A 12,601-nucleotide genomic window follows, 5' to 3' on the forward strand; every position below is an offset into this window, starting at 1 on the left:
GGTGATCGGCATATTGACATCTGTCATCGCCTCTATAACGTTATAGAGGCGCGCTGGGTGTCCCGTCAATGCTTGTCCATCGATGCCCCGTCGGTCGGCCGGTCGACTCCGCGAAAGGTTGGTGGATGGGCGTCAGCCTGAAGGACATCGCCCAGCGCGCCGGTGTCTCGCTGGCCACGGTCTCGAACGTGGTCAACGGATACCGGCCGGTGGGGGAGCGGACCCGACAGCGGGTGCAGCAGGCGATCGACGAACTCGGCTACAGCCCCAACCTCGGCGCCCGGCACCTGCGCCGAGGCCGTACCGGCCTGATCGCCCTGGCCGTCCCGGAGCTGACCAACCCCTACTTCGCCGAGCTCGCCGAGATCGCCATCTCCGAGGCGGCCGGGCTCGGCTACACCCTCGTCATGGAGAACACCGCAGCGGACCGGGAAGCGGAGCTGGCGCTCCTCGACGGCTCCCGGCAGCGCGTCATCGACGGCCTGATCCTCAGCCCGGTGCGCATCGGCCGGGAGGAGGTGCTGGCCCGCACCGTCGACAGTCCACTCGTGCTGATCGGCGAAGGCGTCTACGACGTGCCGCACGACCACATCGCCATCGACAACGTCGCCGCCAGCCACACGGCGATCCGGCATCTCGTGGCGATCGGCCGTCGCCGGATAGCGTTCATCGGCGCCACCCAGGGCGGTGACCGGCAGTCGGCCCACCTGCGGGTCCAGGGGTACCGGGAGGCGCTCGCGGCCGCCGGCCTGCCGTACCGGCCGCGGTTGGTCGCCCGCACTGACGCGTTCGGTCGGCTCGACGGCAAGCGGGCCATGCGTGACCTGCTCGCCCGCGGTGACCGGCCGGACGCGGTGTTCGGTTACAACGACCTGGTCGCCATCGGCGCGCTGCGGGCGCTGGCCGAGGCCGGCCACCGGGTGCCCGAGGACGTCGCGGTGGTCGGGATCGACGACATCGAGGAGGGGCGGTTCAGTGCCCCGACCCTCACCACGATCGCCCCGGACAAGAGGGAGATCGGCCGTCTCGCGGTACGCCGTCTCGTCGCTCGCATCGAGGGCGCGGAGGTCGCGGGGTCGCTGACCGTGCAGACCCCGTTCCGGCTCGTCCGCCGCGAGAGCACCGGCACCCCGGGCGGCTGACGACCGGAGGCCCGCACGCCGGGCGAGATCCATAGCCCCGGTGGTACGACCCAGAGAGGATGACCCGCTAGATCCATCACCCTCAATATGATGACCGCTATCTCGACTGCGGTGCGCTCACGAGGCGTGCCACCCTGATGCGGAGGAATGCATGGTTCGCTGGCGTACCCTCACTGGCCTGCTGGCCACCACGTTGGTCGCGGTGACCGCGGCCAGCCTCACCCTCACCGCGCCGGCCGCCGCGGCCGACAGCCCCATCACGCCGAACGTCGTCGGCGGCACCCGCGCCGCACAGGGCGAGTTCCCGTTCATGGTGCGTCTCTCGATGGGCTGCGGCGGGGCGCTGTACAGCCCCCGGCTGGTGCTCACCGCGGCACACTGCGTCGGCTCGACGGGCACCAACACCAGCATCACCGCGACGCTCGGGGCGGTCGACCTCCAGTCGTCCAGCCGGATCACCGTCCGGTCCAACTACGTCTACCGGGCTCCCGGCTACAACGGCGCCGGCCGCGACTGGGCGCTGATCCGGCTGGCCAGCCCCGTCACCGGGCTGAGCACGCTGCCGATCACCACCACCACCGCGTACGACAGCGGCACCTTCACCGTCGCCGGCTGGGGCGCCGCGCGGGAGGGCGGCGGCCAGCAGCGGTACCTGCTCAAGGCGACGGTGCCGTTCGTCAGCGACTCCGTCTGCAACGCCAACTACGGTGGCGACCTCATCCCCGCCCAGGAGATCTGCGCCGGCTACGCCAGCGGTGGCACGGACACCTGCCAGGGCGACTCGGGTGGCCCGATGTTCCGCCGCGACGCCAACAACGCCTGGATCCAGGTCGGCATCGTCAGCTGGGGCAACGGCTGCGCCCGGCCCAACTACCCGGGCGTCTACACCCAGGTGAGCTACTTCGCCTCGTCGATCGCCTCGGCCGCGGCCAGCCTCGGCGGCTGACCGTACCCGCACTCGGGCGGCCCGGACGGCACGGTCCGGGCCGCCCGTTCGTGCCGTCCCAAGGGAGCGGCGCCGAGTGGGCCACCCGACCCCGACGGAGCGGCGGCGAGTGGGCCACCCGACAGATTCGGCGGGCCGTCGCTGCGGCACCGGTCGCAGCGGCGATGATGAACCGGTGAAGATCCTGTCCATCCAGTCGTCGGTCGCCTACGGTCACGTCGGCAACTCGGCGGCGGCCTTTCCGCTGCAACGCCTCGGGCACGAGGTCTGGCCGGTCCTGACGGTGCACTTCTCCAACCACACCGGGTACGGCGCGTGGCGGGGTCCGACGCTCCCTGCGGCGGACGTGGCGGAGGTGATCGCCGGAATCGGGGACCGCGGGGTCCTCGGCAGCGCCGACGCGGTGCTCTCCGGCTACCAGGGCGACCCGGCCATGGGTGCGGTGATCCTGGACGCGGTGGCGACGGTGAAGGCGACCAACCCGGCCGCCGTGTACTGCTGCGACCCGGTGATGGGCGACGCCGGCCGGGGCATGTTCGTCCGGCCCGGAATTCCGGAGTACCTCCGGGACACCGTCGTGCCCCGTGCGGACATCATCACCCCGAACCACTTCGAGCTGGACTTCCTCGCCGGCCGGACGACGAACTCGCTGGCCGAGGTGCTCGACGCGGTCGACGTGGTGCGCGCCACCGGGCCCCGGCACGTCCTGGTGACCAGCGTGCTGCACGGTGACCTGCCGCCGGACTCGCTGGAGGTGGTGGCCGTCTCCGACGAGGGCGCCTGGGCGGTGACCACGCCGCTGCTGCCGATCAACCCGAACGGTGGGGGTGACGTCACAGCGGCGCTGTATCTCGCACACCTGTGGACGACCGGCTCACCCGCGACCGCGTTGGAACGCACCATCGCCTCCGTCTACGCCGTGCTCGAGGCGACCCTCGCGGCGGGCACCCGGGAGATCCAGCTGATCGCGGCGCAGGACGTGATCGCCGACCCGCCGGCCCGTTTCACCGCCCGCCGGCTGCGCTGACGGCGGGTCGCGCTGCACGGGTCAGCGGCGCTCAGCGGCCCTCGGGGACGGCCATCTCGCCGAGGCGCGACCAGTCCTCCTGCGGCACTGTGACGTTCACGATGCGCGGCGTTTCGGCCAGGTGCGGCGGCAGGGTCTCCTGGGCCGCGCGGAAATGGGCGGACTGCACGTGGGCCGCACCGGCCTGGTCGTCGCGGAACGCCTCGACCAGCACGTACTCGGTCGGGTCGTCCACGCTGCGGGACCAGTCGAACCACAGGCAGCCCGGCTCCGCCCGGGTCGCCTCGGTGAACTCGGCGGCGATCTGCGGCCACCGGTCGGCGTGCTCGGCCAGGACCCGGAACTTGGCGGTAATGAAGATCATGGCCTCAGGCTACCCAGCCGGGCGGGCGCGCGCGACGACCTCCTCCGGGGTCAACGGCGCCTTCGGGTGGTGGGTCAGGCACAGTGGGGTGCGGACCTTGACGAACGAGAATCCCTCCCCGGCGGCGTAGAACTCACCGCTGTTGAGCAGGCCGATGTCCGGAAGCCGGCCACCCTTGGCCTCGGCGAGTTGCCGGGCCGCGTCGATCTGCGCCGGTGAATTGAGCAGCCCGAAGAACTGCGTCGTCGCGTTGCCGGAGATCTGGTTGTGCAGACCCTTGGGCGCCTGGGTGGCAAAGACCAGCCCGAGACCGTACTTGCGGGCCTGCGAGGCCAGCGCGATCGAGCTGGCGGTGCAGGCCGTGGTGCCGGTCGAGGGCGCGAGCGTCTGCGCCTCGTCCATCACGAACAGCCCACCCAGCGGTCGGTCACCGGCGGGATGCCGCTTGATCCACGCGAAGAGCGCCATCTGCAACTGGTTGACGAAGCTCTGCCGCTCCTGGTCGGAGGTGAGGCCGACGAAGCTGATCACCGACACCCGGGCCCGCCGGCCCGCCGACGGCGTCAGCAACAGCCCCGGGTCGGCCGGCGCCCCGACCCCACCGAAGAGCGGATCGGTGACCATCGCCGCCTTGAGCGCCTCGGCCAACTCCTCGGCGAGCTTCCCGGCGCGGGCCAGCCGACTGACCCCCTCGGGCAGGTCGGTGAGGAACTCGGTGAAGCCGGGCAGGCCCACCATGCCGCTTCGCGCGTACGCCTGGAGGGCCTCGGTGAGGACGGCCTTGCCCTGCTGGGCGAGCCGGCTTGAACGGTCGACGCCGGCCCGGGGCGCGAGCGCCTCCACGGCGGAGCGGACGGCCTGGTCGAACTCGTCCGGCCAGTCCCGCAGCGACGTGAAGTCGGGCAGCGGCTGGAAGCTCAGCGGCCGACCGGCGGTGACCCGGGGCGTCCAGACCACCACCTCGGTGTGCGCGAGGTAGTCGGCGGCCCGTTCGGCGTCGCCGGGACCCCAGCCACCCGGCGGGTCGGGCCACGCGTCGCCGAGCCGGGCGAGGTCGTTGTTGGGGTCGAGCACGATCGCGGAGACACCCTCGCGGGCGCACTCCTCGACCAGGCGACGGATGAGCACGGTCTTGCCCGAGCCGGACCCGGCGAACACGACGGCGTGCCGGCGCAACGACTCCAGGGGCACCCGGAACGGGCGACCCCCGTCGACGGTCCACCCCAGCCCGACGGCCCGACCGCCAACCCCGGCCGCGAGGTCGACCACATCGGCGGGCACGGCCGCCGAACCGCTCGACGGATCAGCGGCCACGTCGGCGACCGGCTCGTCCGTCGGGTCGGGACCGGAGCCGTCCGACGGTGGCTCGCCGCCGTCGGGCGCCGTCGGCGGGGCACCGCCGCGCGTCCCGTCCGGCCCGGGAAGGACCGTGCGGAACAGTTCGGTGCCGCTGGCCGGACGACGAGCCACCAGCCACTCCTGCAGGGCCGTGGACGGCTCGGCCGCCATCACCCGCAGCGCCGCGAAGACCCGCAGGTCCGCCTCCGGCACGGTGCACCGCACGCCGCCGGCCGCGTCGAAACCGGTCAACACCTCGGTCGTACGCTTCCCGGTCGGCCACGGACCGTTGCGCAGCAGGATCAACCGCCGTTGTGGCAGGTCCCGGTCCAGTCCGGCCAGGGTGCACGCGGCCTTGACCCGGGCGGTGACGGCGATGGCGTTGGGGTGCGCGATGGCCCGGAAGCACCAGTGCGCCTCGTTCTCGGTGGCCTCGTCGAGCACCTCGATCAGCCGGCCGTGCAGCGCGGGCTTGCGTCCGGGCGGCGGATCGTACTTGTAGGTGGCGCCGGTCGGCGACTGCTCGGCGATCCAGGCGGCCAGGCCGGCGGCGAGCAGCGGCGGCATGTGTTCGTCCTCGCCCGCCGGGTCGACGGCGCCCGACACGTCCGCGGCGTCGACCAGCTCGGCGAACCGCGCGTCCAACTCGTGCAGGCGGCGCTCGTCCGTCGTCGGGTCACCGGGAGCGCCACGGGTGGCGCTCACCGTCGGCGTCGAGTCGGCGCCGTCGATGAGCCGGTCGAGCTCGACCACCTCGTCGCGGTCACGGCACCAGGCGATGTGGCGGTCCACCCGGCGCAGCAGGGCGCGTGGTGTCAGGGTGGGTGCGTCGGCGAAGGCGGCGGATGCGATCGGCCAGGTGGGGTGCGGTGGCACGAAGCGCGGACCAGCGAACGCGGCGGCGAGACGCTTCGCAACGATCGCCTGCCCGATCTCCGGGGTGGGGATCCGGTCCGGAAGGGTCGCCGTACGGAAGCGGTCGCCGACCGGGGTGGGCGCGCTGCGGGTCATCAGCACCCAGGTGTCTGGTAGGCACGAGACCACGACCAGCGTGCGGCGGGTGATGTCGCGGAGCTTGAGCAGGCCGTCGGCGATCGGGCCGAGCACCTTGGCCTGGCCGTCCTCCAGCCCCTGGTGATGGTTCAGCAGTGACGTGCTGGTCTGGGCGAACAGCGTGTCGAGCTGGTCCACGGCGATGACCGTGGGGTCCAGGGTCAGCGCCATCAGCCGGGAGATGTCCTGGACGACCTGCTGCGGGGTGCGGATCGCGGCGCTCAACCCCCACTGTGCCCGCGCCGCCGGGTCCCCCGGTTCGGAGATCAGGTGGGCGTAGCCGACATCCTGTGCCTCGAAGTCGATGGCACCGTGCAGGACGAGCGCCCGAGCAGTGTCCTGGGCGTCCCGCCCGACCTCCCGATCGCGCTCGCGCAGCGCCCAGATGAAGGTGTCGAGCTGGGCACGGGTCACCGGTCGGGCACCGGCGACCGCGTCGCGGACCTCCACGGGCAGGCCGAGCTGGGGGGTGAGTCGACGCAGAAAGGTCTTCAGCTGGGTGCCCCAGCCGACGTGGGCGCGGCCCATCCCCTCCACCAGCGCCAGGGCCACGCTCTCCCAGAACGTCTTGCCACTGACCATGTCGACCAGGAAGAAATAGCCGCCCTCGCGCTGGATCCGTTCGCGGACCGCCCCGAGCAGGTGCGTCTTGCCGGCGCCCGCGCGGCCCTGCATGGCCACCCCGAGCGGCATGCTCGTGTCGTCGGTGCGGGCCCGCGCCACCCCGCGCAGGATCTCCGCGGCCACCTTCTCGTGCAGCTCCGGCACGTTGTGCGGGCTGGGTCGCCAGACGTCGTCCGGGGTGACCGCCGGGTTGAAACTCACCGCTTCCAGCGCGGCCCGCTGGTCGTCCGAGATCATGCCGGGCCGATCGCCAGGGCGTGGTTGTCCTCGTTCCCGATGCGGACGGCCGCGGCCCGGTCCCGTGCGGTCAGTGACTTGGTGTTCGCCACCGGGATGATCCGGACGTCCTCCCGACCGACCATCGCCCGCAACGCCGCGTCCAGGGCGGCCCGGTCGGTGTCGGCGAGTCGGTCCCGGACATCGGCGAGACCGACCCAGGCGCCCGGCGCGGTGGTCAGCTCCCGGTACGCCGAACGCACCAGCGCCTCCACCTCCGCCGCGGACACCGGTGCCGCCGCCGGTGCCGCCGTCGTCGCTGACGCCGTGGGCGCCGGTGCCTCGTGTCGCGGTTCGCTGGTCGCCGGGGCCGTCGCCCCGGTCTGCTTGAAGAAGTCGCCGTGGCTGACCCGCAGCCGGTCCAGCGAACGGTGCAGGTTGGACAGGACGACGAACAGCGACCGGGTCGTCGAGCCACCCGCCTTCGGCGGCGCGGCGGTGTGCAGCTGACGTGCCACCCGCCAGCCAGCCTCGGTCAGCTCGTGGGCGAACGGCCGGTGCGTGCGATCGGTGTCGACCAGGCCCAGGTCGACGAGCTTCGTGTTGTCCTTGCCGGTCAGGGTGAAACCGGCCAGCTCTTTCAGCTCGACGTTGGTGAGTCGGCGCGCCTCGACCATCAGCACCACGAGGGCGTTGATCTGGTTCGGCGTCAGGTGCGGGACGTCCGCCGGGCTCGTCATGATGTCTCATCTCCGTGGGGGTGCGTGCCGTCCAAACGTCGCCGGGCCAGCAGTCGACGGATCCCGTCGACCACCGCCGGCGCGTCGGTCAGCACCTGCTCGTTGGTGAAGCGGAGCACGTCCAACCCGAGGAGTTGCAGCTGCACGTCTCTCCGCCGATCGTTGGCGAAAGCGATTCGCCCACGATGCTCCGGGCCGTCCACCTCGACCGCAAGACCCTCGGTGGGCCAAAACAGATCCAGTCGGTACGCCGCACCCAGGACGTGCCACTCGTAGGTCTGGTTCCACCGCCGGCCCCGCGCCCAGTCGTGCGGCGCGAGCGCGCGTTCCAACGCCTGCTCGGCGGGGCTGTCGCCGCGCGGCACTCCCGCGATCGGCGGCCAGGCCAACACCGTCGAGCCCGCCTCGGCGCCGGCGGCCGGAATTTGTGCGGTCGTGCTGGCCAGCCCGGCGAATCGGTTGGGCAGCAGCACCGGTACCGAGCGCACCCGGTCGGCGTGGCGCAGGGGCCTGCCGGCCAACCACACCGTGAAGCCGCCGTGTCGCACGAGCCACTCGGCGGCGGCCACCAGCGTCCGCTCGGCGTCCGCCTCCAGGTCGGGCAGGGCCACCAGGAGTACGCAGCTCTCCCGGTCGTACGCCTCGGCGATCACCCTGGCGAGCCCTGCGGCGCGTACCCCCGGGGCGAAGCGGGACCGGCCGGCGGGGTGGCGCGGACCGCGCAGCCCACGCTCGGCGAGGTCGGCCAGAAATGGGCCGAAGTGCCGGGATCGGGCGGCGGCGCGGGCCGCGAGGGCGCGCACCGCCGCCACACCGAGCGGGCTCGCGCTGTCGAAACGGTCGGCCCCGCTCAGCCAGCGGGGGAACATCGCGAGGGCGGCGCTGTCCAGTTGGTCGAGCAGGGCGTCTACGAGATCACCGAGGGGGCCCACCGCCGTCGGCGGCCGGTAGTGCACGATCGCGGGCGCTGCCAGTGGCAACGGGTCGAGCGCCACCCGCAGCAGCTCCGGGTCGACGCCCGGTAGGTGACTCACCCGCCGCGTCGGCGGGCCGGCCCACCAGGCCCCGTCGGCGTCGCCGTTGGCCCGGACGGGGTGCGCCATGCCGGCACCCTACGACAGGTGCGGGCGCGACCGGGCAGCACCGGTGCGCTCGCCGTTCAGCGCAGCCGGCGGATGTCGCCGTACGCGCGGTAGTAACCACCCCGGCTGGACTCGCGCACCTCGGTCACCAGATAGCGGGCGCCCGGCTCGCGAATTCCCTTGGGGAACTGCACGGACCAGTCGCGCCGATAGCCGTCGGACAGCACCTGAACCCGCAACCGCCCCCGGTCGTCCAGGCACTGCACGACGACGCCCGCGCCCGAGTCGCTGGTCACCTCGACGATCGTCGGTTGCACCGGCTGGGGTGCCTGGCGGGGGGCCTTGATGTCGCGCACCTGTGGCACGTCTCCGGCCTGCGCCGCGCGGATCGCCGGCTCGCTCGCGTCGATGCAGGCCAGATGGCCACCGGTGGTGACGACGTAGAGCCGATCGTCGTGGTACTGCATGGAGTACGCCGACCCGCAGCCGGTGCCGAGCTTCCACAGCCGGGTGCCCGCCAAGTCGAAGCAGTAGATCGAGGACTGGCTGTCACCGGCGAAGACGTACCGGCCGCCCTCGGCGGTGGCGCAGGAGAAGACCGGGGCGTCGCAGTGGTAGGTGCGTTCGTGTCGACCAGCCTTGGACAACCGCACCACCTCGCGGGTGCCCGTCCCGGCGAACACACTGCCGTGTTCCTGCCAGCCGAAGAGCACCGAGCCGGTCCTGGTGTGCCACAGCTCCCCGCCGGTCCGCCACTCGTAGCCGGTCACGCCCTGCGAGTGGCCGTGGTAGATGGCGTCGTCGTCGCAGCGCACCATCCAGGCCGATCGCCCCCGCCCAGGGCGACGCCACAGGAACTCGTCCTCGTGGTCGACGGCGGTGATCCCGCCGTCGGCGTCGGAGACGCCGAGGACGCCGTCGTGAATGTCCAGCCAGTAGATGTCGATCTCCGGGGCGATCGCGTACGCCACCCGGGGCACCTTGCCCGACAGGTCGTAGACGTTGCCGTCGTCGCAGCCGGCGTAGATCCAGGCGTCGTCGGCGACTATGCACTTCACCCCGTCGGGAAGGCGGACCTGGCTGCGCACCTGGGCGTCGTGGTCGAGTGTCGTGATGACACCGTGCTCGTTGCCGACCATGCAGTGTTGCCCGTCGACGAAGATGCCGAAGGCGGGGGCGCCGGAGTCGTAGCGCCAGAGCACCGGGGCGGTGCGGGCGGTGGAGCGGGTGCTCACGATCTGCCGCCGCGACACGGTGCGCTTCTGGCGGACGCCGGGGACCGCCGGCGCATAGCCCTTGCGGACCTTCTCCCCGATCTTCTTCGCTGCGGCGGCCCGGGCCCGCGTGTTGTCCGGATAGGCGCTCGCCTTGACCTGCCCGTGGTCGCCGATCCGGCCGAAGCGCACCGTCAGCGTGGCGTCGTCGACGATGACCTCGTAGAACTTGTGCGCACCGTCCACTTCGGACAGTTCGAGGTAGGTCGTCTCCTGGGACATGGGGGGCCTCCGAGGGGTCAGCGAGCGGCGCGATCCGGCCGGCGCGGCGACAGTGACCACACGTTAACGACGCCCTCCGACAGAACCACCGTCCGGCCAGCGCAGCGCGTCGTCGCGGAGCACCGCGTGAGCGCCGACGCTCTGGTTGACGATCTGCGTCACCCGAACGTCGACCGCGATGCTGGCCAGCGCCACCGCGTCCGCGCGGCTGAGGCCGTGCAGCCGCTGCATCAGGGTCAGCATCGACTCCAGGGCGGTGAAGGTGGCGTCGTCGAGGGAGGCGCCGACGCCCAGCGTCAGCCACGCGTCGGGGGTGCGGGCCACCGGGCCGGTGACCGGGAAGTCGTCGCGCACGTCGAAGGTCAACGTCACCTCGTCCATCGGACACTCGATCGCGGTGCCGCCGACCTCGCCGTCACCCTGTGCGGCGTGCCCGTCCCCGACGGAGAACAGCGCGCCGTCCACCGGGATCGGCAGCAGGAGGGTGCTGCCGGCGGTGAGGTCCCGGCAGTCCAGATTGCCGCCCCAGGGGCGTGGCGGGATCGTCGAGTGTCGTCCCGGCTCGGCGGGTGGCATGCCGAGCACTCCCATGAAGGGCCGCAGCGCGACCGTGTGGCCGTGCTGGTTGCGGCCGGTCATCGTCACCGGGTCCAGCGTCCAGGCGTGCACCACCGGTTGTTCCTGCACGCCGTAGCGCTGGTTGAACCCGCTCGGCCAGCCCCCGGCCACGGTGGTTCCCCAGGTGGCCGGCACGACCGCGTCGATGCGTACCGCGAGGGTCTGGCCGGCGCGCGCACCGCGGACCGCGACCGGACCGATCAACGCGTGTCCGTGGTCGGGCCGGTGCTGCGCGACCCGGGGGCGGTCCCGGTTCGGCCCACCGGGGTACGGGCCGGCGGACCACCAGCAGTCCAGTGTGCGATAGGTGACGGTGTCGCCGGGGTCGATGGTGAGCACCGGCGACAGGTCGGGGGAGAAGTGGCCGTGCAGGCTGTCATCCGCAGGGACGAGGGTGTGTCGCATCAGTGCAGGCTAGTGGCGGCTGGCCGGCGCGGCGGGTCGCCCAGGTGCGCGGTGGGTGCCGGGCGCACCCACCGCGCACGTCTCAGTCGGGCGCTGTCAACCCGAGGTGCAGGAGCGGATCTGTGGGCGGGCGTTGCTGTTGCCGTTGGTCATCGTGGTGAAGCCGAAGGTGTTGCCGCTGCCGTTGGACCGCATGGTCATGACGTTGCCGCTGCTGTCCCAGGTGGCGGTGCCGTTCCAGATGGTGGAGATCCGCTGGGGTGCGGTGATGGCCACGACCACCGTCCACGTGCTGGCGCCGTTGACCGTCACCGAGGTGTTGTACCGGTCGCCCCAGACGTTCGTGGTCGTGGCGGTCGCGGTGCAGGTGCCACCGGCGGGCGGCGGGGTGGTGGTCGGCGGCGGGCTGGTCGGCGGCGGGGTCGTGCCGTCCGGCGCGACCGCACGGCCGGTGGACGGGGAGATCATGCCGGGGCAGAGGTTGCGGCTGGTCAGGTTGGCCATGATCTGCGGGATGGCGTCGCGGGTGTTCTGGATCCCGTCGTGCATCAGGATGACCTGACCGGCCTGGAGCCGGCTCGCGTTGGCCACGATCTGGCTGACGCTGGCGCCGTTCCAGTCCTGGGAGTCCACGTCCCAGATCACCTGGCGCATGCCCAGTGACGAGGCGACGGACTGCAGGGTGGAGTTGGTCTCGCCGTAGGGCGGCCGGAACAGCGTCGGTCGGCTGCCGGTTGCGGACTGGATCGCCGAGCTGGTCTGGGACAGGTCCGACTGCATCTGGGACTGGCTCATCGAGGTCATGTGGGCGTGGTTCCAGCTGTGGTTGGCGACCCACATGCCGGCGGCTACCTGTGCCTGTGCGGCCGATTGGTTGTTCTGGACGTTCTGCCCGACGTTGAACATCGTGGCCCGTACGCCGTTGGCGCGCAGCACGTTCAGCAGCGCGCTGGTGTTGCCGGTCGGACCGTCGTCGAAGGTGAGGCCGACGTAACCGTTGCAGGTGGCGGCGCTCGACGGGGTCGAGGTGGCCGCGAGGACGACACCGCACATGGCGACAGCGGTGGCGAGGACGGCGAGCGCCGCGCGCAACCGCCTGGACCACAGCGCCGTGCGGGGGAAGAGTCTGCTCATCTGGTGCCCCTTCGCGCAGACCCGGACGCGCCCCTGGGTGCGGGCAGCACAGTCCGGACGGTGTGGATGAGTGGTGGGTGGAGCCGGAGCCACAGCGAAGTCGATCGCATTGACCTCAGTGGATCGGAGTATTACAGCGAGAATTCCAACGCGTCAACAAGTTCCGGAACATCCTCGGAACAGATCAGGGATCCGGTCGGGGCTTGGCCAGGCATGTCCTGGTGGTAGCCCAGCTCCCATGCCGTCTCGATCATGACGATCGATGGGGTTGAACGTGATGTGATCCGGAAAGTGGCTGGAAATACCGACCGTCGACCGCCGGGTCTGCCGCCGTTCGTCGCCACGTTGGACCGACGCGGAATAGTAAAGAGTCTGAACAGAAGATGTTACAGTCAACCCGGTCGATATCCGCTCGG

10 protein-coding genes are annotated in these 12,601 nt (G+C 71.8%); 3 read left to right on the top strand and 7 right to left on the bottom strand.

What is annotated here, in order from left to right; genetic code table 11:
• The first annotated feature begins 125 nt into the window (after positions 1–125).
• The 3 genes from V6U86_RS21635 (at position 126) to pdxY (ending at position 3,115) form a co-directional block, all read left to right on the top strand.
• Positions 126–1,142 (top strand): LacI family DNA-binding transcriptional regulator, encoded by a 1,017-nt coding sequence (locus V6U86_RS21635; RefSeq protein WP_334505762.1) that lies wholly within the window; start codon positions 126–128, stop codon positions 1,140–1,142.
• 151 nt (positions 1,143–1,293) lie between these two features.
• Positions 1,294–2,088, top strand: a complete 795-nt coding sequence (locus V6U86_RS21640; protein ID WP_334505764.1) for a S1 family peptidase — start codon at positions 1,294–1,296, stop codon at positions 2,086–2,088.
• Positions 2,089–2,263: 175 nt separating this feature from the next.
• The gene (pdxY, locus tag V6U86_RS21645; RefSeq protein WP_334505765.1) at positions 2,264–3,115 is read left to right on the top strand and encodes a pyridoxal kinase PdxY; all 852 of its coding nucleotides are present in this window, start codon (positions 2,264–2,266) and stop codon (positions 3,113–3,115) included.
• Positions 3,116–3,146: 31 nt separating this feature from the next.
• Here pdxY and V6U86_RS21650 read toward each other — a convergent pair whose 3' ends face one another.
• The 7 genes from V6U86_RS21650 to V6U86_RS21680 all read right to left on the bottom strand — a co-directional run bounded on the left by V6U86_RS21650 (position 3,147) and on the right by V6U86_RS21680 (position 12,185).
• Positions 3,147–3,479 (bottom strand): putative quinol monooxygenase, encoded by a 333-nt coding sequence (locus tag V6U86_RS21650; protein WP_334505767.1) that lies wholly within the window; start codon positions 3,477–3,479, stop codon positions 3,147–3,149.
• A 9-nt stretch (positions 3,480–3,488) separates the two neighbouring features.
• Positions 3,489–6,731: an ATP-binding protein gene (locus tag V6U86_RS21655; protein ID WP_334505769.1), complete on the bottom strand. Its 3,243-nt coding sequence runs from the start codon at positions 6,729–6,731 to the stop codon at positions 3,489–3,491.
• Complete coding sequence (locus V6U86_RS21660; RefSeq protein WP_334505771.1) at positions 6,728–7,450, bottom strand: hypothetical protein; 723 nt, start codon at positions 7,448–7,450, stop codon at positions 6,728–6,730. The genes V6U86_RS21655 and V6U86_RS21660 overlap by 4 nt, the downstream gene beginning before the upstream one ends.
• Positions 7,447–8,553, bottom strand: a complete 1,107-nt coding sequence (locus V6U86_RS21665) for an endonuclease domain-containing protein (RefSeq protein ID WP_334505773.1) — start codon at positions 8,551–8,553, stop codon at positions 7,447–7,449. Before V6U86_RS21665 ends, V6U86_RS21660 begins: the two co-directional genes overlap by 4 nt.
• A gap of 56 nt (positions 8,554–8,609) precedes the next feature.
• Entirely contained in the window at positions 8,610–10,028 is a 1,419-nt protein-coding gene (locus V6U86_RS21670) for a WGR domain-containing protein (protein ID WP_334505775.1), read from the bottom strand.
• 63 nt (positions 10,029–10,091) lie between these two features.
• Positions 10,092–11,051 (bottom strand): acetamidase/formamidase family protein, encoded by a 960-nt coding sequence (locus V6U86_RS21675; protein WP_334505777.1) that lies wholly within the window; start codon positions 11,049–11,051, stop codon positions 10,092–10,094.
• Positions 11,052–11,147: 96 nt separating this feature from the next.
• Positions 11,148–12,185 (bottom strand): polysaccharide deacetylase family protein, encoded by a 1,038-nt coding sequence (locus tag V6U86_RS21680; protein ID WP_334505779.1) that lies wholly within the window; start codon positions 12,183–12,185, stop codon positions 11,148–11,150.
• Positions 12,186–12,601 lie beyond the last annotated feature (416 nt).

This window comes from Micromonospora sp. CPCC 205558 (assembly GCF_036902955.1).
Taxonomy (GTDB): Bacteria; Actinomycetota; Actinomycetes; order Mycobacteriales; family Micromonosporaceae; genus Micromonospora.

Coding starts and splice junctions, on each gene's coding strand:
- V6U86_RS21670 (WP_334505775.1), bottom strand. CDS start 10,028: ATGTCCCAGGAGACGACCTACCTCGAACTGTCCGAAGTGGACGGTGCG.
- V6U86_RS21665 (WP_334505773.1), bottom strand. CDS start 8,553: ATGGCGCACCCCGTCCGGGCCAACGGCGACGCCGACGGGGCCTGGTGG.
- V6U86_RS21635 (WP_334505762.1), top strand. CDS start 126: ATGGGCGTCAGCCTGAAGGACATCGCCCAGCGCGCCGGTGTCTCGCTG.
- V6U86_RS21660 (WP_334505771.1), bottom strand. CDS start 7,450: ATGACGAGCCCGGCGGACGTCCCGCACCTGACGCCGAACCAGATCAAC.
- V6U86_RS21680 (WP_334505779.1), bottom strand. CDS start 12,185: ATGAGCAGACTCTTCCCCCGCACGGCGCTGTGGTCCAGGCGGTTGCGC.
- V6U86_RS21650 (WP_334505767.1), bottom strand. CDS start 3,479: ATGATCTTCATTACCGCCAAGTTCCGGGTCCTGGCCGAGCACGCCGAC.
- V6U86_RS21675 (WP_334505777.1), bottom strand. CDS start 11,051: ATGCGACACACCCTCGTCCCTGCGGATGACAGCCTGCACGGCCACTTC.
- V6U86_RS21640 (WP_334505764.1), top strand. CDS start 1,294: ATGGTTCGCTGGCGTACCCTCACTGGCCTGCTGGCCACCACGTTGGTC.
- V6U86_RS21655 (WP_334505769.1), bottom strand. CDS start 6,731: ATGATCTCGGACGACCAGCGGGCCGCGCTGGAAGCGGTGAGTTTCAAC.